The organism is Natronomonas salsuginis, assembly GCF_005239135.1.
GTDB classification, from domain to species: domain Archaea; phylum Halobacteriota; class Halobacteria; order Halobacteriales; family Haloarculaceae; genus Natronomonas; species Natronomonas salsuginis.
The window spans coordinates 846582-871208 of the sequence record NZ_QKNX01000001.1; the positions used below are offsets into that span (position 1 = coordinate 846582).

The following is a 24627-nucleotide window of genomic DNA, read 5'->3' on the forward strand; positions in this document are numbered from 1 at the left end:
ACAATGGATCGACTCCGAGCGTACGTGCGCTCGATACGCGCGGAGCTCAAGGGGGAGCTGGAGGCCTCCCTCGACGGCGAGTACACCCCACAGCAGGTCGCCGGCAGTTTCGCGCTGGGCGTCTTCATCACCGCGCTCCCGACGCTCGGAACAGGGTTTCTGCTGTTCGTCCTCATCGCGTACCTGTTTTCGGGCGTCTCGAAACTCGCGCTCTTCTCGTCGGTGATCGTGTTGAACCCGGCGGTGAAGTGGGGCGTCTACGGGACGAGTTTCTGGCTCGGATCGGTGCTCCTCGGCCCCGTCGACGGCGTGAGTCGCTCGGAGCTGTCACTGTCGCTGTCGGCCGCACCGGAGGTCGTCGCTCGGCTCCTCCTCGGCAACCTGATTCTCGCGGTGCTCTTCACCGTGGCCGGCTACGCCGCCGCTTATCGGTTGACGGCGGCCTATCGGCGTCGAAGCAAAGAGATAGGGGTCGTAGAAGGGGCGCTCGGACGGGTGCGGAACCGCCCGTAGCGGATCGATACCGCGCTCGAAGGGGGCGGTTACAGGTCGGCGTCGGTGTAGATACCAACGAGCATCGTCGCGAGTGCGACCGCGCCGATCGCGAGCAGCGCGAGGCCGAGGTAGCCGATGCTCCGGGTCATCACGTCCGGGTTCGTCCCCGTCTCGCCGAGCGTGACGGCGGCGGCCCACACGAGAACGGCCGCAAAGAGACTCGCAGCACCCGTTTTTCCGTACGTCGAAGTGTTCTCTGACATGTCGTATCGGCGCTACGCACGGGGGGTACGTGATTATTGCGTCTCGGCTCGGACGGAAAGCGTTTTGCCCGGCTGACCGATCAGATATCCATACGACGTGTCCTCCGTACCGAATCCGATCCGGCTGGGAATCCTCTGGATCGGCCTCGCGCTCGCTCGCGTCGGACTCGTCACCGAAGCGCGCGCACGGCGGACCACGGAGCTCGCGTGGCCCCGAATCGTCACGGGCATCGCCCGGATGTCGAAGAACGCAGTCGACGTCGCGATGGTCGGCGTCGCGGTCGGATCGTCAGCCATTGCCGGCGTCGGGATCGCCGGGCCGTTCTGGGGGCTCGCCTTCGCCGTCGGCGGCGGCGTCGCGGGCGGGACGATCGCACTGGTCAGCCAGCGCTACGGGGCGGACGCACGCGACGACCTCGGATTGGCGGTCCGATCGAGCGCGCTGCTCGTCGTCGCGGCGTCGATTCCAGTCACGGTGGGGTTCTGGCGGTTCGGACCGGCGCTCATCGGGCTGTTGAGCAGCGATCCCGCGGTGGTCGACGCCGGGGGATCGTACCTCCGCGTCGTCGCCTTCGGGATCCCGTTCGCGGGACTCAATCTGGTCGCGAGCCGAACGCTCGTCGGCTGTGACGACGCGTACACCGCGATGCAACTCCGCGCCGGCGGAGCGGCGGTAAACGTCGCGTTGAACGCCGTGTTGATCTTCGGATTCGGGATGGGTGTCGTCGGTGCGGCGCTCGGGACCATCCTCTCGAACGTCTTCGTGACGACGGCGTTCGCCATCGGGCTCACCGCCGGCCGGTTCCCTGGAGCCGGGGCGTTTCCGGTCACGATCGATCCGGCCGAGACGTACGTCGACCCCGCGACCGTCGCGGACCTCGTCGCGATCGGGCTGCCGGTCATGGGCCGCAACCTCGTGTGGACCGTCGCGGAGTTCCCGATGTTCGCGATCCTCGACGTCTTCGGCCGTGACGTGGTCTCCGCGTTCGTCATCGCCCGCCGCATCTGGGGGCTGATGAACACCCCCGGCTGGGGGTTCGGCCTCGCCTCGTCGAGCCTCGTGGGCCAAGAGCTCGGCGTCGGCTCGGAGGCAACCGCCGAGGCGTACGGCCGCGAGATCATCCGGTTCTCCGTCGCGGTATACGCCATCTCGGCGGCGCTCGTCTTCGCCTTCGCCGACCCGATCGTCGCGCTGTTCGTCGACGATCCGACCGCTCCGGCCGTGCCGATCGCGATCGATCTCGTCCGGGTCGCCTGCGGTGCGATCGTGTTTCAGGGCGTCTCCGGCGGGGCATCGGGGCCGCTGAACGCGGCCGGCGACACCCGCTGGCCGTTCGCGAGCCAGGCCGTCGGCGCGTTCGGGGCGTCGATCCCGCTCGTCTATCTCGGTGCGACCACGCCGCTGGGGATCTACGGACTGTATCTCGCCTTCTTCGCCGAGACGTCGATCCCGGCCGCGCTGAACTACTATCGGTTCCGAACCGGCATCTGGAAGCGCGTCAGCCGCGGGTACCGTCCCGAATCGGCGGTCGGTGAGTGACCGATCCTCGCCGGTGGACACAGCCACAATGGTCATAGCGCCCGGTGGTCATACTGTGACCATGACGACCGACGAGGAGCTGCGACTCGCCGTCGACGCGCTCGGGGAGTCGATACTCGTCGTCGGATACGGATCGGCCGGCCGGACGGCGACAACTCGGGTCGCCGACGGCGACCTGCCGGCGACGGATGCCGCGGAGACGCCGGACGCGGTCATCGTCGCGGCCGACGGGTCCGCCGTCGACGCGAACGCCGCGGTCGAACTCCCCGAGACACCGACTGCCCCCATGTGCCTCGCGGCAGTGACGGTCCCGAATCGACCGAGTGCGGGCGAACAGGCCGCACTCGACGCGATCGCAGAACGCGTCGACGCGACCATCGTGGCGACCGGAAGCGGCGTTGTCGATTTGACCGCGGCTGTCGGAGCGCTCGTGTCGATCGTCCGCGAGTCTGGGATCGTCAACATCGATCTCGCGGATGCACAGACGGTGTTTCGGTCGGTACGGACGGGAGCGCTCTGCGTCGGGGAGAGCTCGATCGGCGATCCGGCGACGGCGGTCGAAAACGCGTTCGGAACGCTGGCGGCCGGGATCGAGACTGATCCGGCCAGGGGTGTCCTCGTCGATCTGGTGGGGCCGCCCGGCATGTCCGTCGCGGACATCAGCGAGGCGGTCTCGACGGTTCGAGCACACGTCGGACCGAACGCGCACGTCATCTGGGGCGGCTCGATCGACGACTCGATGGCGGACGGAATCCGCGCCAGACTGGTGCTCGCGGGGGTGAAAAACGGCCGCGTTGCGCCTGGCGATCGCTGTCCGCGGTGTGGGTCGGCGCTGTCGACGTACACGCTCGGTGAGCGGACGATACCATCGTGTGAGTCGTGCGGCTTCGCCGGCGTCTCCGTTCGGTTACGGGATTAGCGACGATCCGTCGGCGACCCGTCTCGGCGGTGTGCGAGTCGTTCGGCGACGATCGAGGGGACCGGCGTCCGACAGTACGCGCAGTACCAGAGCCGACCCGTCACGGTCGATTCGCGGTGGAGGTCGTCGACGGAGCCGAGGGAGGCCCCACAGCCGTCGCACGTGTAAGGGGCTGCCATACGGCAGCTTTGACCTGCAACTGCACAAGACCGTCGGCACGAGCCGCGGGCGATGTGAGTCTAGACGGGTCGGCGATAGCAGACCATTTACGCCGAGGGGGTGAACGCGCAGTCGATGGGACGACGACCGACGAGGATCGAGAACGCGGCCCTGTTATCGGTGGGCGGGATCGGGTACGGCGCGCTGTTGTTCGTGTGGTTTTCGCTGCCCGCGTACCTCGGACCGATCATCGATGCGCTGGGGCTGAGCGGGACGCAGGCGGGCGTGCTGGCCGGCGCGATTCCGCTCACCTACATCCCGCTCGGCCTGCTGAGCGGGCTCGTCATCGACCGCGTCGGCGCGCGTGTCGGGATCGGCGTTGGCGTCGCGCTCGCGGGGCTCGGACAGCTCGGCCGAGCGAGCGCCCCCGACTTCCCGAGCATGCTCGCGTTCACGCTGTTGATGGGCGTCGGGGCGACGGGGCTGACGTTCGGGCTGCCGAAGCTCGCCGCCGAACTGTATCCGACCGAACTCGTCGGGCGGGCGGCCTCGGTCTACCTCGTCGCCTCCTACGCGGGCAGCGCGAGCACGTTCGCGCTTGGGCGACCGGTGATCGGTCCCGCGCTGGGCGGCTGGCGGCCGCTGTTCCTCGCGAGCGGCGCGGCGACCGTCGCGCTCGCCGTCGCGTGGGCGCTGCTCGCGTGGGCGATCCCGGCCGGGAGCCACGAGATCGACGGCAGCGGCGATTTCGCGCTCGGATCGCTCACCGACGACGTTCGCGCGGTGTTCTCCCACCGCGATCTCAGGCTGTTAGTCGTGCTCGGCATGATGTATCTGTTCATCAACCACGGGCTCCAGGGGTGGCTCGTCACGCTGTTCGAGGCGCGCGGCGTGGATCCGAGTCTCGCCGGCGGCGTGACCGCGATTCTCGTGGCCGGCCAGGTCGTCGGCGTGCTCGCGATCCCCGCGATCGCCGAGCGGATGGATCGAACGCGAGGGGCCGTGATCGCGTGTGGCTGTGGGGCCGGGATCGGGGTCGGCGGACTCTTCTTCGAGCCGTCGATCGCCGTTCTGCTCGCGGCCCCGGTCGCGATCGTCGGGATCGGGATGGGCGGGCTCGCGCCGTTGATCCGGGCGATCCCCGCTGAACTCGACGGGATTGGGCCCGCGCTGACCGGCACCGCGGTCGGCCTCGTCTTCGCCGTCGGGGAGATCGGCGGTTTCCTCGGCCCGGTGGTCATCGGGGCGCTTCGGGATGCGACCGGCTCGTTCGCGCCGGGATTGGCGCTCGTGCTGGCCGCGACACTCGTCGCGGCCGGGGCCGGAGCCGCGATGGACGAGTTGTGAGCGGCGCTCACGGCTCGAAGACGGTCGCGGATTCCGAGGTGACGATGCCGTACGGCGCGTCGCGGGGGGCGGGCGGGGGGTCGTCCCCGTATCGAGCGTCCAGCGCGGCCGCGACGGCGTCCCGAACGCAGACGCGCGCCGCGTTCCCGATCTCGGTCGCGCTACCCGCGAACGCCGCACCGCCGGCCCCGGCCGGACAACCGACGACGACCGCGTCGCTCGTCGTTCCGGTACAGCCCGCGAGTTCGAGGAGCGTCGCCGTCTTCGCCTCGACGATCGTGCCGAGCAATCCGGCCAACCCTCCATCGGTGAGCGGTTCGCTCGACCCGACGAGGACGTTGACGGTTCCCGGCTCGACCCCCGAATCAGCCACCGCGGCGGTGGCCGACCGCGGGTCGTCCGACGCCTCCACTGGAAGCACTGCGGGGTTCGACAACCCCGCCGTCACGACGGCTTCGATCGGACCGAGCCGCGCGCCGCGGGCGTTCGTCTGCCGAACGCCGGTCAAAAGCGTCGGGCCGACAGGGCGATATCCGAGCCGCTCGGCCGCGTAAGCCGCGAGATCGGTCCGGTCGAATCCCTCCTCGACGGTCAGGTTGTGGGCGGCAGCGGCGGTGGCGTAGCCGCCGTCGAAGCCGTTCGAGAGCCATCGCGTGTCGGGGCGGCGGAGCGTCAGTCGATCGTCAGTCCGCTCGTAGGCGAACATCAGCGCACCTCGTCGAGGACGGCGAACAGCCGCTCGGTCGCGTCGCGATCCCGAACCGCGATTCGAACGTGGCTGTCGAGGCCCCGGAACGTCGTCGCGTCGCGGAGGACGACGCCTCGTTCCCGACACGAGGCGAGCAGGTCGGCTGGGGACTCGCCGACGTCGCAAAGGACGAACGGTGCGTCGGAGGGCAACGCGTCGAATCCGCGGGTGTCGAGCCCCGACCGGAGGAACGCCCGCTCGCGCTCGACGCGCCGTCGAGTTTCTTCGACGAACGCCGAATCCCGCATCGCATGTGCGCCCACCGCGGCGGCGGGGCCGCCAAGCGACCACGCCGGCCGGGCCGTCCGGAGGCGGTCGCCGACGACGCCGTCCGCGACCACGAACCCGGCCCGAAGGCCCGGCAAGCCGAACAGTTTCGTGAGCGAGCGGGCGACGACGACGCCCGGGCGGCCGGCCAACGAGGGCCGATCGGTGAACCCCAAGAACGCCTCGTCGGCCAAAAGCGTCGTTTCGGCCGCCTCACAGCGATCGGCGAACGCCCGGAGGGCCGCGGTCGGGTAGCACTCGCCGGTCGGATTGTTCGGCGTGCAGACGATCGCCATCGCGTACTCGGCGGGATCGCGATCGAGGAGCTCGCCGTGAGGGACGACGACCGCCTCGCCGCCCGCCAACTCCACCTCTCGGACGTACTCCCCGAAGGAGGGCGCGGGCACGAGGACGCGATCGCCGGGCGAAACCGTCACCCCGATCGTGAGGCGGATCGCCGCCAGCCCGCCGGCGGTCGGAACGATTTGCTCCGGGTCGCAACCGACGTAATCGGCGGCGGCGGCCCGGAACGCCGGATAGGCGTCGTTCGGGTACGAGCGGGCGTCCTCGAACGCCGCACGATAGGCCCGTCGCGTTCCGCCGGGCACGCGCGGATTGATGTTCGCGCTCAGGTCGAGGACGTCAGGATCGTCGCTCGATCCGTGCGGAACGCGTCCCGCCCCGTCGACGCTGTCAGGATCCATCCGCCATCGCCTCCCCGTCGAGTATTCGAGCGAACTCGTCGGCGACCGCGGCGTCCGAGGGCCGGTTGACGTTGATCGCGAGGCGGGCGTCGTAGCTCACGCGGATCGTCTCCGCGTCGTCCTCGCCGACAACGTTCAGCCCGCTCGGCGAGAGCTCGCGACCGCCGTGTGCGCGCGTCGTATCGACGCCGACGCCGAGTCGGCGTTTGAGTTCGGTCGGAACGCAGACGGTCAGCGCGCCGTCCGCGTACGCGTCGATCGTTCGGTCGATCAGTTCGGCGGTCACGAGCGGCAGGTCCGAAACGACCGTCAACACCGGCCGGTCGACGCGGTCGAGCGCCGCGGTGAGATCCGTGACGTAGCCGTCACCGTCCGTCTCGATGATCGGGACCCGGCCGTCCAGCCGCCGGATCGTTTCGGGCGTCAACGGTGACGTGACGGCGTGGGCAGTGTCGATCCGGCTCGTTTCGACCGCGCGGAGCACGCGGTCGATCATCGGTGCGCCGCCGACCTCGAAGAGCGGCTTCTCGCCGCGGTCGAGGCGCGTCCCCGCGCCGCCGCACATCACCAGAGCGTCCACGCGATCACCCCCACGTGCAGCGCGAGGACGCGACCGAGTTCGTTCGTCGCGCCGAAGACGTCGCCGTTGACGCCGCCGAGCGATCGGTTCGCCCACCGGATCGAGAGAATGGCGACGAGCGGCCCGACTGCGACGGCGGCGAGACCGGCGGGCAACGGCGCAAAAAGCGCGGCCGGGAGCGTGGCGACGATCGGCCCCAAGAGCACCCCCGAGTCCGCGCGCTCGGTGAACGCCGAGCCGAGCCCCTCGTGCGCCGCGGTTCCGAGGCAGGCGACGGTCGCCATCCCGAGTTTCGCGCCGGCCTCCGCGGCGACTACGAGGCCGACGGCGGCGAGCGGCGGGAGGGTCGCGAGCGCGAGTCCGGCGAGAACGAGCCCGCCCGCGACGACGACGACTGCGACGATCGCGCCGACGCCCGTGTCGGTGTCTTTCAATGCGCGCCTCGTCGCGTCCTCGCCGTGTGCGGCCATCGCATCGCCCAGGTCAGCGACGCCGTCGAGGTGGGGGATGCCGACGAGAACGACGAGAACGAGGAGATAGCCGAACGAAGCCGTTGGGGCGGAAAATCCGAACAAGAACGGCAGTGACGCGATCGCGCCGACGAGGTATGCGATGATCGGGAACGCGGCCGGGAACGATCGGAACCGGTCCCAGTCGGCCTCCCCGGTCTCGACCGGGAGTCTCGTGAGGAACGCGATGCCGCCTCGCACCCCGCCGACGATCGAGCTCAGAGCCATCGCATCACCCCGACGAGGAGGGCGCAGCCGTACGCGGCGATGGCGGCTCGACGGATCGCCAAGAGCGCGTCGCGCCCGTCGGCGATCGTCGGATAGCTCGAAACATCGTTGAGGACGTACACGCCGGGCTTTTCGAGCCGAACGTTCAGCCCGGCCGCGAGCGCGCCCATCGGCCACCCGGCGTTCGGGGAAGGTGTGTTGTGCGCGTACCGGCGCGCCCGAAGCGGAGCGTCCGGATCGCCCGCGGCGAGGCCGACGAACAGCGCCGAGAGCCGGGACGGGACGAACATGACCAGATCGTCGAGGCGCGCGCTCGCCCACCCAAACGCTCCGGGGTAGCCGAGCATCGAGTCCATGGTGTTCGCCCCCTTGACGAACGCCGCGCCGGCGGCCGCCGCGGGAATCGAGACGAACGAGAGGGCGACGAACGCCGAGAGCGGCGCGAGGTGGCCATCAGAGAAGTTCTCCGCGAGACTCTCGACGGCGGCGCTCCGTAGGAGCTCCGGCGTGAGTTCGTCTGCGTTGCGACCCGCGAGCGCGAGAAGCGCGTCCCGGGCGGCGTCGACGTCCTCGTCGCTCAGTTCGACGACGCGTCGGGCGCTCCCGAGGAGCATCCGCACGCTCGAGGAGATCCACAGGACGAACCCCGCGAGGAGCGCGCCCGCAAGCGGGAGTACAGCCGTCTCGGCGAGCCGCACGATCCCGTAGGTGACGAGCGCACAGCCGATCGGGACGGCAAGCGCGTACACCGTACCGCTCAGTTTGGGGGCGCCGAAGCGCTTCGGCTCCAGCCACGCGATCGCGCGCCCGAGGAGCGCGACCGGATGCGCGCGGACCGGCGGCTCGCCGACGGCTGTTTCGAGGCCGGCGGCGAACCCGACTGCGACGACGAGCGCGAGTCCGGGATCAATCACGGAACGGACTCCAGCGCGGCCGGGAGGTCCGAAAGCGGCGTCTCGGCGACGTTCACGAACTCGCCGCCCACGGCCTCGATACCGCCGTCGGTTTCGGGGTCGTCGCCGACGTGGACGATCGAATCCGGCTCGACATCGAGTTGCGCACCGACGTGTTCGAACATCCTGGCATCCGGTTTTCGCCAGCCGCAGCCGACGCTCGTGACGATCGCGTCGAAGGAGCCGCGGAGCCCCCCGCGATAGAGCGTCCGGCCGACGAGTTCGGGAACGCTGCAGTTCGAACATAGGGCGACTGGGCCGCGTTCGGCCGCGGCGTCGATGGCCGTGAGCGCGTCCCGGCGTCGCTCGACCTCGGGGTCGAAGGCGGCGACGACTGCCCGTCGAGGAGCGTTGTTCGGGGCGTCGACGCCCCGAGACGAGAGCGCCGCGGCGACGTGAGCCGGGAGCGGGACCTCCGCGCCTGCCGGCGCGTCGATGTGGACCTCCCGGTAGGCGTCGCCGAAGTCCGACGGGACCGAGACGCCGCGATCGCGAAGCTCAGCGGCGACCGCCGCCGCGGGATCCTCGGGCGTGTCGACCGAGACGAGCGTGTCGAAGAGATCGAACGAAACTGCCACTGATCGTGCGTACCGACCCCTAGAACTTGAATCTCGCGGGACCCCGTCGCGAGCGCGTCGGTGGAGTACGGAAATATTGGCCCGTCGTCCCGATCGCGAATTTATATACCCGACGACCATCGTCACCCGGTTATTTATATATCCAGTTGTGATCCCCACAGAGTATATATCCAGTTACCGCTGCAAGCGTTTATTGATCGATTGCTTCGGACCGCCTGGGACCCCGGGCGAGATATAAACGGCTGTACGGCTGAGCCGTGGGATTATATCGGTGGAGAACTAACCTCCTCCGGAGGGAGACCAATGGAAAAGAACGTCGGTGGATACGATAGAATCGGACGGTTCGTGATCGGGGCGATCCTCGTCGTCGTGGGGGTCGCCGGCTACGCCGGGGCGATACCCGTCGCCGTCGGCCCCGCGCCGCAGGCGCTGACGGCGATCGTCCTCGCGGTGATCGGGGCGGTCCTGCTCATCACCGGATACACACAGCAGTGCGTGATCAATCGGGTACTCGGGGTGAACACCAACAAGCGCGGGAGCCGGTGAGCCCGTCGGGGCAGTCCGTGACGCCCCGAGGGATCGCCGATCGTTTTTTCAACGGCAGGGGCCGCGCGGCCCGTTTATAAAAAGCCACCCGGTTCGCGGAGGAGTTTATATACTGCGCGGGGATCGCGCCGATCGTCGGTTCGGCTTCAGTCCGCGCCTTCGACGACGGAGGCCGTGCAGAACCGCGAGAGCTCGAGATCGTCGGCCGCCTCGTCGGCTCGGTCGTAGGGGCGGCCCACGACGATGTTGCCGGCGCGCTGTTTGCCGACGCCGGGGAGCATCCGGAGCTCGTCCATCGAGGCGGCGTTGACGTCTAGGGGGTACGGGACTCCCGAGACCGACCGGAACCCGTGGTCGGTGACCGCCACGTCGACCGTCCGGCCGAGTTCACGCTCGCCGGGGAGGCCGACCAACAGCGCGTAGGTGCCGAGTTGGCGGCCGAACGTCTTGCCGTCTTGGTGATACTCGAGGTAGACGTTCGGGAGGACGGTGCCCGGCGGCGCGACCCGTTGTAACATCGGATTGTCGATCTCCTCTCGGACCTCGCGTTTGTATCGCTTGAACAGCTTCTTGTGATCGCGAGCGATCTCCGCGCCCGTTTCGGCCATCTCGGTGCCCTCGAAGGACATCACCTGTCGGATGTTGATCCGACGGACCATCAGTCCCTCCTCGTAGACATTTCGGAGGAACCGCTTGTTGTGCTCGAACGTCTCCGTTCGCTCGCCCGCGAGCCCGTGGACGAGGTTGATTCCCGGCAACAGCTTCGGCAGTCGGTCGGCGTTCGGATCGAGGGAGGGACCGTACGCGCGCTCACCGTCGGCCGCCTCGTCGGGGCGCCAACCACCCTCCTCATTGACGACCCGGACGGCTTCGAGACACTCCTCGGCAGTCACGAGCAGGTTGTTCTGCTCTTGAACGACGGGGTCGGCCGATTCCAGCCCGAACGCGGCGGTGTCGCCGGGCGTGTTATGCTCGGCGATGATGCGGATCCCCTCGCGGGACAGTTCGGGGTACTCCGTGATCGTGACGGGATTCATGTTGTCGAGATGGAGCGTCCCGAGATCCGGCACCGCCTCGCGAATGCCGCCGTAGAGCGCGTCGAGCGCGTCGGGGTTCGGCGCCTCCCCGTTCCCACCGTAGGCGAGGATGTCGGCCTGTCGGCCCAGCCGAAAGTGTCTCGCGCCGTGATCGGAGAGTCGGTCGACCTCGCCGACGACCGAGTCGGGGGCCCGGAAGCTCGGATCGCCGTACATCGGCTCGGTGCAGAACGAGCAGCGGTACGGACAGCCCCGCGAGGTCTCGAGCTCGCAGATGAGGTAGTCCGGGTGGTCGGGGTGCTGTTCGATGACGAACGCACCCTTCGAGGCCCATCGGTCCAGTTCGGCGTTGTCCCGATAGCGGTCCTCGAACCCCTCCAGCCCGCCGTGAACGAGGTCGTAGACCGCAGCCTCGACGTCGGCCATAGCGAGGAAGTCGTAATCGAGGTTCTGGCGCTTCGTCTCGGTCGCACCCTCGTTGGCCTCGCCGACGCCGAACCGGACCGGCCCGCCCATCACGCTCGTCCCCTCGGCCGCCCACGCGAGCTCTTTGACCTCGTCGGGTTCGGCGGGCGTGCCCCCGACGTATTTGCCGGGGACGGTCATCCCGCCGACGTACACGAACAGGTCGGCATCGGCCACGTCGCGCCACTTCGATCGGTCCTCGCGGAGGCCGTCGATGGTGTGGTAGGTGATCGAGTCGGCGGGAACGCCGGCGTCGACGGCTGCGCCGGCCGCAAAGCGCGGGTACGTCGAGATATACGGCGGAACGCCGAAGTGCGCCGGCTCGTCGACGTAGCCGTCGACGATCGTGACGTCGAGAGCCGCCGGATCTTTCATGCGCGAAGCCAGGGTATCGACGGATAAAACGGATGCGATCGTCTGCGCGAGAGGAGATATCGTCCGAGGAAAGGACGGCTGTCGGTGGAACTCGCCGATCAGTGCGCGTTCGGGCGGGTGCTGCCGAGGTCGCTCGATCGACCGAGCGTGAACGCGTAGATCACTGTGGCGGCGGCGAGGACGACGGCCCCGACGCCGGCAAAGAGGATGTCACCGCGGGCTAGGACGAATCCGAAGAACGCACCGATGAACAGTCCGAATCCGATACCCCAAGCCAGTTCGAGTAGTTCGACCATGCCAGACGCTTTCGGCGGTCATTTAATATAGATTTCGTCTCAGTCGGGGACCGTCGGGTCTGGCGCTACCCGAACATCGCCGGGGAATTGATTAGCGTCTCGCCCGTAGGGGGACGCATGCCGAAAACGCTCGAAGTCGTCTGTACGCGTGACGCGTGCGATCTCGACATGATGGAACTACACTACCGATACTCGATGCCCGACGGGACCGGTGTCGAATCGTTCGCCTGCCCGTACTGCGGGGAGAGCGACGGACTGGAGGAGCGACAGGTATGATCCGTGAGGTGGGGGCATCGCTGAGTCGAACCGTCCTCGACGGTGTCGGCCGCGTAATAAGCAGCCTCCAAGAGCATCGGTCGCTGTCCGCCGATCTGCTCGAGAACGACGACGCCTACCTCGCCGTCTTCGACGCGCCGGGCGCGGAAGTGACGGACATCGCCGTCAGATTCGAAGACAATACGCTGATCGTACACATCGACCGCTTCAGAGCGTTTCACGACGGATACGAGCTGGTCTTTCCCGGTCGGGGGCTCTCTCTCGATGGGGCCGTCACCTTCCCGCCGGATGCGGCCGTCGACGCGGACCACGCCGAGGCGACGCTCACCCAGAACGGGACCCTTCAGGTGATAATCCCGAAAACCGAAGCGAACGGCGGCGCGAGCGGGGATAACGGCGAATCGATCACGCCCGACGACGAGAGTGAGACGGCGGACGGGGAAGGGCAGGGGCCGACGGTTGACGCGTCGAACGAGACGTAGCGCGTCCCGCGATTCGGATTCAGACCGCTGCGGGGTCGCCTTTGGCCTGCTTGACGGTGATCGTCTCGGCGTCGACAGCCTCGGTGTCGAGGCGCATCGGAATGTAATTTCGCTGCTCGAAGTCCTCGCGCTCGTCGGCCGCGCCGACCGTACACCACAACTGGACCTCCTCGGGGCCGTGCCACTCACCCTGTCGCGAGATGCCGAAGCAGACGTACTCCTCGCCGTCGTGCTCGATGACAGCACCTTTCCGGATTCCCGGATCGCCGTGGATGATGAACTTCTTCATACCGCCGGGTTCGGACGAACGTGGGTTAAGCGCTTCGCACCGGCACGTGAACGCCGTCGGCGATAAAAACCAAACCCGTTTTAACCCACCGTCCACTACCGATCGGTACCTATGGAAATGCCACGCCGGTTTAACACGTACTGCCCGCACTGTCATACCCATCACCAACACGAGGTCGAAAAGGTTCGATCCGGGCGCTCCTCGGGGACGAAATGGGACGCTCGCCGGACCCGACGCGGCAAGGCAGTCATCGGTAACGCGGGGCGCTTCTCGAAGGTGCCTGGCGGAGACAAGCCGACGAAGAAGACGGATCTGAAGTACCGCTGCAGCGAGTGCGGCAAGGCCCACCTTCGACAGGGATGGCGCGCCGGTCGACTCATCTTCCAGGAGTAATCATGGCGGGAGCATTCATCCGCGTCCGCTGTGACGACTGCGAGAACGAACAAGTGCTGTTCGGGAAAGCGGCGAGCACCGTCAACTGCGCCGTCTGTGGCTCGACGCTCGCAACCCCGACCGGCGGCGAGGCGATGCTTCACGGCGACGTCGTCGAAGTCGTCGAAGCACGGTAAGGATCGACCGGCGGGCGACAACGGTGCTTTTATTCTCGTCAGATGGATAGTTCATCGTATGAAATACAGCGGCTGGCCCACCCCCGGTGAACTCGTCGTCGGACGCGTCGACGAGATCGAGGACTTCGGCGTCTTCGTCGATCTAGAGGAGTACGAGAACAAACGCGGGCTGGTCCACGTCAGTGAGGTCGCTTCCGGCTGGATCAAGAACGTTCGCGATCACGTGAACGTCGACCAGATGGTCGTCTGTAAGGTGATCGAGGTCGACGAAAGCGCACAGCAGGTCGACCTGTCGATCAAGGACGTCAATGATCACCAGCGATCCGACAAGATCCAAGACTGGAAGAACGAACAGAAAGCCGACAAGTGGATGGAGATCGCCTTCAGCGAGGGGATCGACGACGACGATTTCCGCCGCATCGCCAACGAACTGATCGACAGCCACGGATCGCTGTACGCCGGATTCGAACAGGCGGCCATTCACGGTCCCGAAGCGCTGGATGGAACCGATCTCGACGATGACGAGATCGACGCGATCGTCGAGACGGCACGCGAGAACGTCTCCGTCCCGTACGTGACGGTGACGGGCTACGTCGATCTTCGATCGCCCGACAGCGACGGTGTCGAGGATGTCCGCGAGGCGTTGGAGGCCGCCGAAGGCAACGGCGAGATTCCGGAGGAGATCGATCTCGAAGTGACGTACGTCGGCGCACCCGAGTATCGAATCCGCGTGCAGGCACCGAACTACAAGACCGCAGAGGACGAGCTCGAAGCGAGCGCCGGACGCGCTCGCGAGGCGATCGGGGCCACGGGGGGCTCCGCCGAGTTCCACCGCGAACGACGAACCGACGAGGAGTAGACGGATGGTCAGATCCGATATCCGCGTCTGTTCGGCGTGGCGAGACGAACACGAGCGTCCGGTGTACACGCTCTCGGACCGGTGTCCGGAGTGTGGTGCGACCGCGACGAACAGCGCGCCGGCCCGGTTCAACCCGAACGATCCCTACGGCGAGTACCGGCGGCGAGCGCGTCGGCGCCGCGCGTAGGCGGTCGCGGATCGGGATTCGGGGGCGTGTATCGCCGTGTTCTTATGTCGGTGGCTGCCCAGTGGACGCTATGGACGAGTTCGATATCGACCGACCAGCCGATCCCGAGTTGGATGCCCCCGTACTGATAGAGGGATTGCCCGGCGTCGGCCACGTCGGAAAGCTCGCCGCGGAGCACTTACTCGAGGAGTTCGACGCCGAGTTGGTTCGGCGAATCCACTCCGAGCACTTCCCGCCACAGGTCACGATCGAGGACGGGCGAACGCGACTCGCCTGCGCCGAGGTGTACGCGATCCGGGACGCCGAGCGGGATCTGCTCGTGTTGACCGGCGATCATCAAGCGGGCGACGGGCCGGGCCACTACCGGCTCACCGAGGCGGTTCTCGATGTCGCGGCCGCGTTCGACGTCGAGCGCATCTACGCGCTCGGCGGCGTCCCGACGGGTGAGTTGGTCGACGAACCCGACGTGGTCGGCGCGGCGACCACAGACGAACTCATCGAGGAGCTCGAAGCCGTCGACGTCGAGTTTCGCGAGAACGAGCCAGCGGGCGGGATCGTCGGCGTCTCCGGACTCCTGCTCGGACTCGGCGAGCGACGCGGCTTCGAGGCCGCCTGCCTTATGGGCGAAACGAGCGGCTATCTCGTCGATCCGAAGAGCGCCCGAGTCGTGCTGGAAGTGCTCGAATCGGCCGTTCCGTTCGAAATCGGCTACGACTCGCTCTCCGAACGCGCCGAGGAGATGGAGGAGGTCGTCAAGCGGATCCGGCAGATGGAGCAGGGTCCGACCCCGACCGAGGAGGACCTGAGGTATATCGGATGAGTCGCGTCCCGATCACCGACGCGGTCGTCGAACAGCTCCGAGACGTGCTCAACGCCGATCTGCTCGACCACGAACACAACCACATGGGCGCGGGATTCGCGGCGCAGGATCTGGGTCACGAGGAGCTGGCGCAGTTTATCTACGAGGCCGACGCGTCGACGTACTACGAGGCGCTCGAGCGGGCTCGGTCGCGGTCCGACGATTCCGAGTAGGGCAACGATTCCAACAGAGACAAGTCGCTCGTTTCCGTCCGCGAATACAATGAGCGTACTCCGCGACGACATCGAACGGCTGCAGCGACGCTACGACGACGGCCTGAGCGCCGCCGAGATTGGGACCGACGAACTCGACCTCCTCGACGAGTTTCTCGACGCGCTCGAGGCCGGGGAGATCCGCGCCGCCGAGAAACGCGATGGCGAGTGGGTCGCGAACGGCTGGGTCAAGCAGGGGATCTTGTTGAACTTCGGACTCAGAAACATCGAGACGCACGTCCACGGCGGCGTCGAATATCACGACGTTCTCCCGCTCCGAGACACCGCGGACCTCCCCGAGCGCGGCACTCGAAACACGCCGAACGGGACCGTCGTCCGCCGCGGGGCGTACGTCGGCGGCGACGCCATCCTGATGAGCCCCGCGTTCGTCAACATCGGCGCGCACGTCGGCGACGGCACGCTGGTCGATTCGTGTGATACCGTCGGCTCGGCCGCACAAATCGGCGACAACGTCAAACTGGGCGCGAACACGCTCATCGGTGGCGTCCTCGAACCGGTCGAGGCCGCGCCCGTCGTCGTCGAGGACGGCGTCTCGCTGGGTGCCGGCTGTCGGGTCACCTCCGGATTCGTCGTCGGCGAGGGGAGCATCGTCGGCGAGAACACGCTCCTCACGCCGCGGATCCCGGTGTACGATCTGGTCGGGGAGGAGATCATCTACGGCGAACTCCCGCCGGAACGGCGGGCGTTCAGCCGCTTCGTCGAATCGAGCGTCAGCGAACACGACCTCTTCGACGGCGGCGCGTACAAACCGGCCGTCGTCGCGACCGACGTCGAGGCCGAGACGCTCGAAGCGACCGAGCGCGAGGCCGCGCTGCGGGATAACTGAGCCGGGGAGTCTCAATGTCTTAGAAGCGCGGGTGGATTCGAACCACGGTCGCTCCACTCCGTTTCGCTCCCTGCTTCGAATCCGCTGGGCGTATTTGCCGCTCGCGGAGTTGCTCGCGGCAAAATAGTCCCGGGCGGATTCGAACCGCGGGGACTCGAATCCTCTCGTCCTCTGGGCTCGAACCGCCGAGGATATCTGCTGCTCACGAATATGTTCGCAGCAGAATAGTCCCGGGCGGATTCGAACCGCCGTCAACGGCTCCAAAGGCCGCTATGATTGGCCACTACACCACGGGACTGCAATCGTCGCTACACCCCACCGGCACAATAGGCTTACTCTTTGTCGCCGTTCAGTCGGCGGGTTCGGAGGGGAGTTCGAGTTCCAACAGCCCGCAGGCGTCCGTCTGGGCGTCGAAACAGTCGGGACAGCAATCGTGCCGGTCGATGATGGTGTCGAGTCGTTCGGCGACCGTCTCGTCGATCACGCTCTCGAGTTGGCGGGCCTCGGTCTGGAACTCCTCGACCTCGAGGACCTCCCAGAGGAACCGCTCGATGATGCAGTACGTCTGGAGCGCGTCGCGCGCTTGGGCGATCCCCTCGTCGGTCAGCGAGACGCCCTTGTACTTCTCGTGCTCGGCGAGCTCCCGATCTTCGAGCTTACCGATCATCTCGTTTGCACTCGCCGGACTGATGCCGAGGTTGTCGGCGATCGATCCGGTGGAGGCCGGGCCGTCCTCCTGCTGTTGAACGAGATATATCGTCTTGAGATACTGTGCCTGCGTGTTCATTCTCGTCGCTCCATGAGTTCGGTCACTTCTTCAACCCCTTCTCGTTCATCTTCGCGAATCTCCCGAAGGACGTTCAGCAATCGTTCGCGCTCGATCGTAAATTCGACCTCGGAGCCTTCGATGGCCGTGATCAGGTCGTCGTAGAACTTGTACGCCGTCTCCTCGTTGCAGAGCTGATCGTACAGCACGCCATCGAAGTCGGTGTCGGACTCGTAGCGGGCCGCGACGAGCATCTCGATCTCCTCGTAGGCGACCGGCTCGACGTCGAGTTCGTCGACGAGCGATTCGAGCCGCCGTCGGTGCTCGGCGGATTCGGTAGCAGCGCCCTCGAGCAACGCGACGGTCTCCGGATCGAGCTCATCGTCGCCGAGCGTCTCGTGATGTTTGTTCGCACGGGCCTCGACGACCTCCTCGAGCACCATCCCGATCTGGAGGAGTCGCGCGAGTTGGTGATCCGACGCGACCGGATGGGTGAGGCTCACGTCGGAAGTCCCTCCGGAACAGCCATACCGATGCTTCGGGGAGCCACGGGTATAAGCGTACCCGTCGGCATCGGCCCGAAAAAGGCGTGGTCGTTCGATCTGAGTCCCGTTACTCGCGCGCTTGGAGTCGATCCTGGATGCGTCCCTGCAGGTCCTCTCGGAGTTCATCGACCTCGATCTCCTCGAGTATCGGCACGTAGAACCCCTCGACAAGCATGTTTCTCGCGATCCGCTCGTTGAGGCCGCGGGAGATCATGTAGAACATGTCGGTCTCGGAGACCTGGCCGACTGTTGCGCTGTGGGACGCCTCGGTGTCGTGGTTGTTGATGATGAGCTTTGGCGACGCGTCGGCCTCGCTCTCGTCGGAGAGCATAAGCGTGTTCTCACGCTGGTAGGAGCTGGTGTCCCACGCGTCCCGACCGACGTGCTGAACGCCCTCGTAGACGGAGCGAGCTTCGTCGTCGATGACGCCGCGGGTGACGAGGTCGGCCGTGGTGTGCTCGGCGTTGTGCCACACGCGGGCGTCGATGTCGAAGTGTTGATCATCGTGGCCGTAGAACGCCCCCGTGATCTTCGACTCCGAGGAGTCGCCGTTTAGGTGGCTCTCGACGGAGGACTTCGTGAGATGCGAACCGACATTGCACTCGATCCAGTTGGCCGTCGCGTAGGTGTCGATATCGGCCTCCCGGAGCGAGTAGACGTACGTCGTCTCGTCGAGGTCCTGAAGGTTCCCGAACTGGACGTAGCTGTTCTCGGCGGCAGCGATCTCGGTGATTCCGCTGTAGTAGCGATTGCCATCGACGGAGCTACCGGACTCCTGTCGTTCGAGGATCGTCACCGACGAGGATTCCTCGGCGACGACGAGCGTGTAGTTGAACAGCGACCGGGAGTTCATCGTCGTCCGGATCGTCACGTCCTCGGCGTCGACACCCTCGGGGACGTGGACGACCGTACCGGTGGTAAACAGCGCCGTCGAGAGCGCCGTCAGGTAGTTCGTCTGCGGATCGACGACGCTCCCGAAGTGCTCCTCGATCAGCTCGCCGTGGGTGTCGAGCGCCTCGGCGAACGGGAGGACCTCGATACCCTCGGGACCAACCTGATCCTTCTCTTCGGCCGCTTCGAGCGGATCGACGAGGCGCTCGAAGTCGAGCGCGTCGAGGTTCGTCCACTTCTGGCTGGGCGTCTGGATGACGTCCGGGAAGCCGAGGTCGTCGAGCGCAGAGAGCGCGTCGAGACGCGTTTCGAGGAGCCACTCCGGCTCGTCGAGTTGCTCGGAGATCTGTTTGACCGTCGCCTCGTCGATGGATGCGTGTACCTGCGTGCTCATGTTATCCGAGCGAGCCCTCCATTTCGAGCTCGATGAGTCGGTTCAGTTCGACCGCGTACTCGATCGGCAGTTCCTCCGTGATCGGCTCGATGAAGCCGGCGACGATCATCTGCTTTGCGTCGTCGTCGTCCAGTCCGCGCGACTGGAGGTAGAAGATGTCCTCGTCGCCGATCTTGCCGACGGTCGCCTCGTGGGCGACGTCGACCTTCGACTCCTCAATCTCCATGTACGGCATCGTGTCGGAGGTCGACTCGTTGTCGAACATCAGCGCGTCGCACTCGACGGCCGTCGAGGAGTTCTCGGCACCGTCTGCGATGTGGACGAGTCCGCGGTAGTTGGTGCGACCCCCGTCCTTCGAGATGGACTTAGACTCGATCGTCGATTTCGTGTTCGGCGCGTTGTGATACACCTTCGCACCAGTGTCGATGTTTTGGCCCTCGCCCGCGAAGGCGATGGTGATGTGGTTGTCCGTCGCACCGGGGCCCTTCAAAATCGTCGATGGGTACAGCATAGTCGCTTTCGACCCCATCGACCCGGAGATCCACTCCATCGTCGCGTCCTTCTCGGCGATCGCGCGTTTGGTGTTCAGGTTGTAGGTGTTTTTCGACCAGTTCTGCACCGTCGAGTACTGGACGTGGGCACCCTCCTTGACGAACACCTCGACGCCGCCGGAGTGGAGGTTGAACGCCGAGTATTTTGGAGCCGAACAGCCCTCGATGTAGTGCATCTCGGAGTTCTCCTCGGCGATGATGAGCGTGTGTTCGAACTGGCCCATCCCCTCGGAGTTCATCCGGAAGTACGCCTGGACCGGCATGTCGACCGTCGTGTCCTCAGGGACGTAGACGAACGAGCCGCCCGACCAGATCGCTCCGTGCAGCGCGGCGAACTTGTTGTCGGATGGGGGAACGCACTTCGTCATGAAGTACTCGCGGACGAGCTCTTCGTGCTCTTGGACGGCCTTGTCCATGTCACAGAAGATGACGCCCTTCTCCTCCCACTGTTCTTGCATGTTCTGGTAGACGATCTCGGACTCGTACTGCGCGCCGACGCCCGAGAGCGCGTTCTTCTCCGCCTCCGGGATGCCGAGCTTGTCGAAGGTGTCCTTGATCTCCTCAGGGAGGTCCTCCCAGCTCTCCGCACCGCCGCGGGTCTCGATGTCGGGTCGAATGTATGGGACGATCTCGTCGACATCGACCTCTGAGAGATCCGGCTGACCGGGCCAGTCGGTCGGCATCGGCATCTGTTGGAACTGTTCGAGCGCGCGAAGGCGGCGCTCCAGCATCCACTCCGGTTCGTCTTTGTCCTCGGAGATGACGCGGATTGTCTCCTCGGTGAGACCCTTCTCGGTCTTGAACGCGGAGGACTCCTTTTTCTTGAACTCGAATCGGGCCTCGGTGTCGGTTTCTTGTAGGTGTTCTTCGGAACTCATTGGTTGTAATTACGTCTGTGTGTTTATAGGGTTGTGCGTAACGGTGAGCGGTTACGCGGTTTCGTACACTTCCTCGCGGACCCAGTCGTAGCCCTTGTCCTCGAGCTCTTCGGCGAGGCTCGCGTCGCCGCTTTTGGCGATCTTGCCGTCGAGCATCACGTGGACGTGGTCGGGTTCGACGTAGTCGAGGACTCGCTGATAGTGGGTGATCTGGAGGATCCCGGTGCCCTGTTCGTCGCGAAGGGCGTTGATCCCGTCGGAGACGTCCTGCAGTCGGTCGATGTCCAGCCCGGAGTCGATCTCGTCGAGCACCGCGATCGAGGGTTCGAGAATCGCCGCTTGGAGGACCTCGTTCTGTTTCTTTTCGCCGCCGGAGAAGCCGGCGTTGAGATAGCGGTGGGCGAACTTCTCGTCCATGTCGAGGATCTCCATCTTCTCCTGAAGGATCCCCTGGAACTCCGCGACGCCGACCTCGCCGTCGTCTACGTTGCCCTCCATCGGTGAGGTGTCGTAGCCGGCCTCCTCGACTTCGTCGTCGCCGTCCTCGCCCTCGAAGAGCTCCTCGCGCTCCTCCAGTTTGGCGTTGAGCGCCGTCCGGAGGAAGTTCACCATCGTGACGCCCTCGATCTCGGCGGGGTACTGGAAGCCGAGGAAGATGCCGAGCGCGGCGCGCTCGTTGGGTTCGAGCTCCAGCAGATTCCAGGTGAGCTGGTCGTCGTCGATGTCGACGCCCTCGAACTCGTCTTCCTCGATGTGGAGGAGCACCTCGCCGTCGGTTACCTCGTAGGCGGGGTGACCGGCAATGATCTTTGCCGTCGTGGACTTTCCGGAGCCGTTCGGCCCCATTAGGGCGTGTATTTCCCCGGAGTTGACCTCGAGGTTAACACCGTGGAGGATCTCCTCACCGCCCTCTTCAGCGACCGATGCGTGCAGGTTTTTGATTTCTAACGTGGCCATAGGATCGTCTACCCCAATATGGTGTCGTGAAGTGCATAATAGTTTCGAGTTACACGTGATTTGCCTTTTTGATTCACAAAATATTTTTCGCGTCGGAAGCTATCACGTGTCGATCGAGTGGAACGAATCGGAGCGGCGCGGCCTCACATGAAGCTCTCGAGTCCGGTTTGCTCCTGACCGCTTTCGACCTCGTCCCACGAGATGTCGAGCGCTTCGAGGATACGGGCGATGGGTCCCTTCAGGGTCTTGTCGAGCATCGTCTCGTAGTCGACCTCGAAGGCGTCGGGAACCTGGTCCTCGAACTCGAAGCAGATGACCGCGTCGCCGCTTTCGGCCTCCCGTCGAAACTCCCCGTAGAGCGAATCGGTCGACGGGTCAAGCTCCATCTCGGATTCCAGCTCGCGGAAGAACGACGAGTGAACGTTCTTGAGATAGAGCCGCTTGGGTTTCGAGCCCCGCCTGAAGTTCGTCCCGAGAAACCGGTTCGCGTACTTCGCCCCCCGGACCTGCGCCGTGTCGGTGTCGTAGTTCTCGAGCTTTTTCCCGATCCCGCCGGGGATGCCGATCTCGTCGAGGCTCACGTCACCCGACCCGACCCGCTCTATGACCTCGTGGACGTACGTTTTGATCTCGTCGGGATCCTCGCCGGTGACGATCATCTCGAGAACCTGCTTTTGCACCTCCTTCGTGATCGGCGCGATGTCCGAGCGCTTGTACTCGAAGCCGGTGATGTCGATGTCGTCGACGTCTTTGCCCTCCTTCCAGATGATGTGGCCGGCGTATCGCTTCTTCTTGCCCGCCTGGAAGAATCGCTGGTAGAGCTTCTCGAACTCGATCTGGAACCGGTGGCTCTCGGCGTTGAGGTCGGCGGCGAACTCGTCGTAGGCGTCGTTGATGTGCGACTCGATCTCGAAGGACTGCTCGATCGCCTCGGCTTTGGAGATCTCGCCGCCGAGCTCGAGCATGATGGAATCGGTGTCGCCATACGTCACCTCCCTATCAAGTTCGTCCGCGGCCCGCTCGGTGAACTCGATGACCTCGCGACCGGTCGCGGTGACGGCCGCGCCCATCTCCTTGTCGTACAGGCGAAACCGATCCCATCCAAGAACGCCGTACAGGGAGTTCATGATGACCTTCACGGCCGCTTGCTGGCGGTCGTACGTGTCGTACGCGTCGGAGCCGGGGTCGTGTTCGTTCCGCAGCCCCTTCTTCCGCTCTCGCTCGGCCAACAGCTCGTCGACCATCTTTCGGATCATGCCGTCCGGTTCCTTCCGGAAGTGCGTCCCGTTGGGCGCGCGATACGTCTCGCCGTCGTAGGCGTCGGGGTCGACCTTCGTCTCCGGGGAGGCGTTAATCGTGACCATGCACATCGGGTAGAGGCTCTTCAGGTCGAGCACGCTGACCATCTCCTTGACCCCGGAGATCGGATCGAACACCGCGCCGCCCTCGTACTCCTCGCTCTCCTGTTGACCCTTCGAGGGGAGGGCGAACTGCCCGTGGATCTCGTGGAGGACGTACATATCGACGGCGTCACCGGGCGTCGTCGCGTCCTCGAGCTTGCAGCCGACGAACGTCGCGACCTCCTCCCAGAAGGGGATGATGTTCTGCTTGCGATCCAACTCGACGCACAGTTCGACGTCGCGGAGGTTGTACTCGAGCAGCTGTTCTGGGTCGTCCCCCCAGAGGTCGCCGATGTCGCCCGGATACCGCTCTTTGCCGACGCCGAGCTCCTCCTCGCCGACGGCGTCGAGGCGGTACGAATCGAGTTCGGAGAACTGGGTGCGCTGGTACGCGTAGAGGAGGTCGAAAACGACCCGTCCCTTGATGTTCGGCCCGCCCCATCCCGAGTCCCAGACCTCGTCGATGCGCGACAGCCGATCGGAATCGAGGTGGTCGTGTCGCGAGGAGAGCCGGTCAATGCGATCGATGAGGTACGGCGCGTCGAAGTCGTCGAAGTTCCATCCCGTCAGCACGTCCGGGTCGGTCGCGTCGATGTAGTCGAGATAGTCGACGAGCATCGCGGCCTCGTCATCGAATGTTCGAACGCCCACAGAGAGTTCGCCCTCGCCGATCGGGTCGTATCCGGGAACCGAATCCGGGACGGGCGACCCGTCAGCGTCCTCGTAGAGCCAGATCACGTACTCGTCCCGGTAGGAATCGTGCGCCGTCAAACAGATGATCGTCTGCTCGCCGTCCTCCGGGAAGCCATGGCGGTCGTCGACCTCGATGTCGAGGGTGTGAACGCGGCTCTCGGCGTCGACGTCGGCCGGTTCGACGTCGGTGTGGTGGACCTTCAGACTCCCGTCGTCGAGTCGCCGAGCCGGCAGCCGCACGCCGCTCGTGATGTCCTTGTCGATGAGCAGTCGGTTCGGAAAGAGGATATCGGCCTCGTAGTGGTCGAATCGATCCCGGAGCTGCCCGACGTCGCGCGGCGTCTGGCCGAACACCTTCACGAGCGCCTCCCCGCGGATCGACTCGTAGGTGACGAGTTCCGCGTCGTCTCGATCGCCGATGTCGACACCCGCCGCCGCCCGATCACCGTACGTTTCGAGCCCCGTCAGTCGCTCGTGATCGAGTCGCGAATCGACGATGTCGGCCTGCGTGAGCGGGTCTTCGGCGTCGACGGCGAGGTCGAGCGCCGAGAGCGGGGTGTAAAAGTATGGCCGAAAGCCGTACACGCGGGCGTGAATCTGCCGGTCGCCGCCGTTACCGTCGCCTGCGGGAACCCGGCCGAAGATGTGGAGGACGGGGTGTTCGTCGTCGCCGCGGCCGTCGACGGTGTAATCAACCTGCGTGACGGCGAACTCGACGACACCATCGGCGTCGGGAAACTCCCGCTCGGAGATCTCGATGACGGGCGCGTGGTCGTCGTCGCCACCCGCGACCGCCGCAGCCTCCGCCGCCGGCCGCTCACCACCGTCGTCGCCCGACCCGCCGAAGTCCCCGAATGTTCCCTGCTCCATGGGTTCACTCCTTGTTCCTCGGCGCTAAAAACCCGATGGTCCGCGGGCGAGTATATAAATCGACGCCCGCCTTCGGAAGCCGTGTCACCGCCC

General features: G+C 65.8%; 31 protein-coding genes and 1 tRNA gene. 14 read left to right on the top strand and 18 right to left on the bottom strand.

The features are described 5' to 3' along the window. Window positions 1-3 precede the first annotated feature (3 nt). Entirely contained in the window at window positions 4-513 is a 510-nt protein-coding gene (locus DM868_RS04520) for a DUF2062 domain-containing protein (protein WP_137275635.1), read from the top strand. A gap of 29 nt (window positions 514-542) precedes the next feature. Here the strand turns inward: DM868_RS04520 and DM868_RS04525 are convergent, their stop codons facing one another. Then, window positions 543-758, bottom strand: coding sequence for a hypothetical protein (locus tag DM868_RS04525; protein ID WP_137275636.1), 216 nt, complete (start codon window positions 756-758; stop codon window positions 543-545). Window positions 759-855: 97 nt separating this feature from the next. On the opposite strand from DM868_RS04525, the gene DM868_RS04530 reads away from it, so the two are divergent. Together DM868_RS04530 and DM868_RS04535 are read left to right on the top strand one after the other, a co-directional pair. Next, a complete protein-coding gene (locus DM868_RS04530; RefSeq protein ID WP_137275637.1) occupies window positions 856-2298 on the top strand; it encodes an MATE family efflux transporter in 1443 nt (480 codons plus the stop codon). Between the two features lie 61 nt (window positions 2299-2359). Next, entirely contained in the window at window positions 2360-3217 is an 858-nt protein-coding gene (locus DM868_RS04535) for a hypothetical protein (protein WP_170964424.1), read from the top strand. Here the strand turns inward: DM868_RS04535 and DM868_RS04540 are convergent. Further along, complete coding sequence (locus DM868_RS04540) at window positions 3214-3396, bottom strand: hypothetical protein (RefSeq protein WP_137275639.1); 183 nt, start codon at window positions 3394-3396, stop codon at window positions 3214-3216. The genes DM868_RS04535 and DM868_RS04540 overlap by 4 nt on opposite strands. Window positions 3397-3511: 115 nt before the next feature. Here DM868_RS04540 and DM868_RS04545 point away from each other — a divergent pair, with 115 nt between their 5' ends. Then, window positions 3512-4723, top strand: a complete 1212-nt coding sequence (locus DM868_RS04545; protein ID WP_137275640.1) for an MFS transporter — start codon at window positions 3512-3514, stop codon at window positions 4721-4723. A gap of 7 nt (window positions 4724-4730) precedes the next feature. Here DM868_RS04545 and DM868_RS04550 read toward each other — a convergent pair whose 3' ends face one another. Genes DM868_RS04550 through DM868_RS04575 form a run of 6 tightly spaced genes read right to left on the bottom strand, consistent with a single transcriptional unit; the run spans window position 4731 to window position 9290 of the window. After that, window positions 4731-5429, bottom strand: a complete 699-nt coding sequence (locus DM868_RS04550; protein ID WP_137275641.1) for an adenosylcobinamide amidohydrolase — start codon at window positions 5427-5429, stop codon at window positions 4731-4733. Further along, complete coding sequence (cobD, locus tag DM868_RS04555; RefSeq protein ID WP_137275642.1) at window positions 5429-6442, bottom strand: threonine-phosphate decarboxylase CobD; 1014 nt, start codon at window positions 6440-6442, stop codon at window positions 5429-5431. Before cobD ends, DM868_RS04550 begins: the two co-directional genes overlap by 1 nt. Next, window positions 6432-7007, bottom strand: coding sequence for an NTP transferase domain-containing protein (locus tag DM868_RS04560; protein WP_137275720.1), 576 nt, complete (start codon window positions 7005-7007; stop codon window positions 6432-6434). The genes cobD and DM868_RS04560 overlap by 11 nt, the downstream gene beginning before the upstream one ends. After that, entirely contained in the window at window positions 7007-7759 is a 753-nt protein-coding gene (gene cobS, locus DM868_RS04565) for an adenosylcobinamide-GDP ribazoletransferase (protein ID WP_137275643.1), read from the bottom strand. The genes DM868_RS04560 and cobS overlap by 1 nt, the downstream gene beginning before the upstream one ends. Further along, entirely contained in the window at window positions 7750-8673 is a 924-nt protein-coding gene (gene cbiB, locus DM868_RS04570) for an adenosylcobinamide-phosphate synthase CbiB (protein ID WP_246049010.1), read from the bottom strand. The genes cobS and cbiB overlap by 10 nt, the downstream gene beginning before the upstream one ends. Further along, the gene (locus DM868_RS04575; RefSeq protein ID WP_137275644.1) at window positions 8670-9290 is read right to left on the bottom strand and encodes an HAD family hydrolase; all 621 of its coding nucleotides are present in this window, start codon (window positions 9288-9290) and stop codon (window positions 8670-8672) included. The genes cbiB and DM868_RS04575 overlap by 4 nt, the downstream gene beginning before the upstream one ends. Window positions 9291-9593: 303 nt before the next feature. Between DM868_RS04575 and DM868_RS04580 the strand changes: the two genes are divergently transcribed. Further along, window positions 9594-9836: a YgaP family membrane protein gene (locus tag DM868_RS04580; RefSeq protein ID WP_137275645.1), complete on the top strand. Its 243-nt coding sequence runs from the start codon at window positions 9594-9596 to the stop codon at window positions 9834-9836. Window positions 9837-9982: 146 nt separating this feature from the next. Here the strand turns inward: DM868_RS04580 and DM868_RS04585 are convergent, their stop codons facing one another. Both DM868_RS04585 and DM868_RS04590 read right to left on the bottom strand, forming a co-directional pair. Beyond that, window positions 9983-11713 (bottom strand): radical SAM protein, encoded by a 1731-nt coding sequence (locus DM868_RS04585; RefSeq protein WP_137275646.1) that lies wholly within the window; start codon window positions 11711-11713, stop codon window positions 9983-9985. 98 nt (window positions 11714-11811) lie between these two features. Then, window positions 11812-12009, bottom strand: coding sequence for a hypothetical protein (locus DM868_RS04590; RefSeq protein ID WP_137275647.1), 198 nt, complete (start codon window positions 12007-12009; stop codon window positions 11812-11814). A 117-nt stretch (window positions 12010-12126) separates the two neighbouring features. On the opposite strand from DM868_RS04590, the gene DM868_RS15045 reads away from it, so the two are divergent. Then, complete coding sequence (locus DM868_RS15045) at window positions 12127-12285, top strand: DUF7559 family protein (protein ID WP_170964425.1); 159 nt, start codon at window positions 12127-12129, stop codon at window positions 12283-12285. After that, window positions 12282-12767 carry an Hsp20/alpha crystallin family protein gene (locus DM868_RS04595; RefSeq protein WP_137275648.1) on the top strand — a complete coding sequence of 162 codons (486 nt, stop codon included), beginning with the start codon at window positions 12282-12284 and terminating at the stop codon, window positions 12765-12767. The genes DM868_RS15045 and DM868_RS04595 overlap by 4 nt, the downstream gene beginning before the upstream one ends. Window positions 12768-12786: 19 nt before the next feature. On the opposite strand, the gene DM868_RS04600 is transcribed toward DM868_RS04595, so the two are convergent. Next, entirely contained in the window at window positions 12787-13056 is a 270-nt protein-coding gene (locus DM868_RS04600) for an HAH_0734 family protein (protein WP_137275649.1), read from the bottom strand. 111 nt (window positions 13057-13167) lie between these two features. On the opposite strand from DM868_RS04600, the gene DM868_RS04605 reads away from it, so the two are divergent. From DM868_RS04605 to DM868_RS04635, 7 genes are all read left to right on the top strand, one after another. Next, on the top strand, window positions 13168-13449 hold the full coding sequence (locus DM868_RS04605) for a 50S ribosomal protein L44e (RefSeq protein WP_137275650.1): 282 nt from the start codon (window positions 13168-13170) through the stop codon (window positions 13447-13449). A 2-nt stretch (window positions 13450-13451) separates the two neighbouring features. Next, entirely contained in the window at window positions 13452-13625 is a 174-nt protein-coding gene (locus tag DM868_RS04610; protein WP_137275651.1) for a 30S ribosomal protein S27e, read from the top strand. A 58-nt stretch (window positions 13626-13683) separates the two neighbouring features. Next, a complete protein-coding gene (locus DM868_RS04615; RefSeq protein ID WP_137275652.1) occupies window positions 13684-14484 on the top strand; it encodes a translation initiation factor IF-2 subunit alpha in 801 nt (266 codons plus the stop codon). Between the two features lie 4 nt (window positions 14485-14488). Further along, window positions 14489-14671, top strand: a complete 183-nt coding sequence (locus DM868_RS04620; RefSeq protein ID WP_137275653.1) for an RNA-protein complex protein Nop10 — start codon at window positions 14489-14491, stop codon at window positions 14669-14671. A 70-nt stretch (window positions 14672-14741) separates the two neighbouring features. Continuing rightward, window positions 14742-15491, top strand: a complete 750-nt coding sequence (locus tag DM868_RS04625; RefSeq protein WP_137275654.1) for a proteasome assembly chaperone family protein — start codon at window positions 14742-14744, stop codon at window positions 15489-15491. After that, complete coding sequence (locus DM868_RS04630) at window positions 15488-15703, top strand: hypothetical protein (RefSeq protein ID WP_137275655.1); 216 nt, start codon at window positions 15488-15490, stop codon at window positions 15701-15703. The genes DM868_RS04625 and DM868_RS04630 overlap by 4 nt, the downstream gene beginning before the upstream one ends. A gap of 49 nt (window positions 15704-15752) precedes the next feature. Next, complete coding sequence (locus DM868_RS04635) at window positions 15753-16589, top strand: 2,3,4,5-tetrahydropyridine-2,6-dicarboxylate N-succinyltransferase (protein WP_137275656.1); 837 nt, start codon at window positions 15753-15755, stop codon at window positions 16587-16589. Between the two features lie 225 nt (window positions 16590-16814). Here the strand turns inward: DM868_RS04635 and DM868_RS04640 are convergent. From DM868_RS04640 to DM868_RS04670, 7 genes are all read right to left on the bottom strand, one after another. Next, window positions 16815-16887, bottom strand: a tRNA-Gln gene (locus DM868_RS04640). A 51-nt stretch (window positions 16888-16938) separates the two neighbouring features. Then, window positions 16939-17376 carry a metal-dependent transcriptional regulator gene (locus DM868_RS04645; RefSeq protein ID WP_137275657.1) on the bottom strand — a complete coding sequence of 146 codons (438 nt, stop codon included), beginning with the start codon at window positions 17374-17376 and terminating at the stop codon, window positions 16939-16941. Beyond that, on the bottom strand, window positions 17373-17858 hold the full coding sequence (locus DM868_RS04650) for a ferritin-like domain-containing protein (protein ID WP_137275658.1): 486 nt from the start codon (window positions 17856-17858) through the stop codon (window positions 17373-17375). Before DM868_RS04650 ends, DM868_RS04645 begins: the two co-directional genes overlap by 4 nt. A 109-nt stretch (window positions 17859-17967) precedes the next feature. Continuing rightward, entirely contained in the window at window positions 17968-19185 is a 1218-nt protein-coding gene (gene sufD / locus DM868_RS04655) for a Fe-S cluster assembly protein SufD (RefSeq protein WP_137275659.1), read from the bottom strand. 1 nt (window position 19186) lies between these two features. Further along, window positions 19187-20614, bottom strand: a complete 1428-nt coding sequence (gene sufB / locus DM868_RS04660; protein WP_137275660.1) for a Fe-S cluster assembly protein SufB — start codon at window positions 20612-20614, stop codon at window positions 19187-19189. A gap of 51 nt (window positions 20615-20665) precedes the next feature. Continuing rightward, complete coding sequence (locus DM868_RS04665; protein WP_137275661.1) at window positions 20666-21571, bottom strand: ABC transporter ATP-binding protein; 906 nt, start codon at window positions 21569-21571, stop codon at window positions 20666-20668. Window positions 21572-21714: 143 nt separating this feature from the next. Then, a complete protein-coding gene (locus tag DM868_RS04670) occupies window positions 21715-24534 on the bottom strand; it encodes a DNA-directed DNA polymerase (protein WP_137275662.1) in 2820 nt (939 codons plus the stop codon). Window positions 24535-24627 lie beyond the last annotated feature (93 nt).

Bases quoted from the DNA above. Each gene is read 5' to 3' on its own strand.
- DM868_RS04520 (WP_137275635.1), top strand. From the start codon at position 4: ATGGATCGACTCCGAGCGTACGTGCGCTCGATACGCGCGGAGCTCAAG.
- DM868_RS04525 (WP_137275636.1), bottom strand. From the start codon at position 758: ATGTCAGAGAACACTTCGACGTACGGAAAAACGGGTGCTGCGAGTCTC.
- DM868_RS04535 (WP_170964424.1), top strand. From the start codon at position 2,360: ATGACGACCGACGAGGAGCTGCGACTCGCCGTCGACGCGCTCGGGGAG.
- DM868_RS04540 (WP_137275639.1), bottom strand. From the start codon at position 3,396: ATGGCAGCCCCTTACACGTGCGACGGCTGTGGGGCCTCCCTCGGCTCC.
- DM868_RS04545 (WP_137275640.1), top strand. From the start codon at position 3,512: ATGGGACGACGACCGACGAGGATCGAGAACGCGGCCCTGTTATCGGTG.
- DM868_RS04550 (WP_137275641.1), bottom strand. From the start codon at position 5,429: ATGTTCGCCTACGAGCGGACTGACGATCGACTGACGCTCCGCCGCCCC.
- cobD (WP_137275642.1), bottom strand. From the start codon at position 6,442: ATGGATCCTGACAGCGTCGACGGGGCGGGACGCGTTCCGCACGGATCG.
- DM868_RS04560 (WP_137275720.1), bottom strand. From the start codon at position 7,007: ATGTGCGGCGGCGCGGGGACGCGCCTCGACCGCGGCGAGAAGCCGCTC.
- cobS (WP_137275643.1), bottom strand. From the start codon at position 7,759: ATGGCTCTGAGCTCGATCGTCGGCGGGGTGCGAGGCGGCATCGCGTTC.
- DM868_RS04580 (WP_137275645.1), top strand. From the start codon at position 9,594: ATGGAAAAGAACGTCGGTGGATACGATAGAATCGGACGGTTCGTGATC.
- DM868_RS04585 (WP_137275646.1), bottom strand. From the start codon at position 11,713: ATGAAAGATCCGGCGGCTCTCGACGTCACGATCGTCGACGGCTACGTC.
- DM868_RS04590 (WP_137275647.1), bottom strand. From the start codon at position 12,009: ATGGTCGAACTACTCGAACTGGCTTGGGGTATCGGATTCGGACTGTTC.
- DM868_RS15045 (WP_170964425.1), top strand. From the start codon at position 12,127: ATGCCGAAAACGCTCGAAGTCGTCTGTACGCGTGACGCGTGCGATCTC.
- DM868_RS04595 (WP_137275648.1), top strand. From the start codon at position 12,282: ATGATCCGTGAGGTGGGGGCATCGCTGAGTCGAACCGTCCTCGACGGT.
- DM868_RS04600 (WP_137275649.1), bottom strand. From the start codon at position 13,056: ATGAAGAAGTTCATCATCCACGGCGATCCGGGAATCCGGAAAGGTGCT.
- DM868_RS04605 (WP_137275650.1), top strand. From the start codon at position 13,168: ATGGAAATGCCACGCCGGTTTAACACGTACTGCCCGCACTGTCATACC.
- DM868_RS04610 (WP_137275651.1), top strand. From the start codon at position 13,452: ATGGCGGGAGCATTCATCCGCGTCCGCTGTGACGACTGCGAGAACGAA.
- DM868_RS04615 (WP_137275652.1), top strand. From the start codon at position 13,684: ATGAAATACAGCGGCTGGCCCACCCCCGGTGAACTCGTCGTCGGACGC.
- DM868_RS04620 (WP_137275653.1), top strand. From the start codon at position 14,489: ATGGTCAGATCCGATATCCGCGTCTGTTCGGCGTGGCGAGACGAACAC.
- DM868_RS04625 (WP_137275654.1), top strand. From the start codon at position 14,742: ATGGACGAGTTCGATATCGACCGACCAGCCGATCCCGAGTTGGATGCC.
- DM868_RS04630 (WP_137275655.1), top strand. From the start codon at position 15,488: ATGAGTCGCGTCCCGATCACCGACGCGGTCGTCGAACAGCTCCGAGAC.
- DM868_RS04635 (WP_137275656.1), top strand. From the start codon at position 15,753: ATGAGCGTACTCCGCGACGACATCGAACGGCTGCAGCGACGCTACGAC.
- DM868_RS04645 (WP_137275657.1), bottom strand. From the start codon at position 17,376: ATGAACACGCAGGCACAGTATCTCAAGACGATATATCTCGTTCAACAG.
- sufD (WP_137275659.1), bottom strand. From the start codon at position 19,185: ATGAGCACGCAGGTACACGCATCCATCGACGAGGCGACGGTCAAACAG.
- sufB (WP_137275660.1), bottom strand. From the start codon at position 20,614: ATGAGTTCCGAAGAACACCTACAAGAAACCGACACCGAGGCCCGATTC.
- DM868_RS04665 (WP_137275661.1), bottom strand. From the start codon at position 21,571: ATGGCCACGTTAGAAATCAAAAACCTGCACGCATCGGTCGCTGAAGAG.
- DM868_RS04670 (WP_137275662.1), bottom strand. From the start codon at position 24,534: ATGGAGCAGGGAACATTCGGGGACTTCGGCGGGTCGGGCGACGACGGT.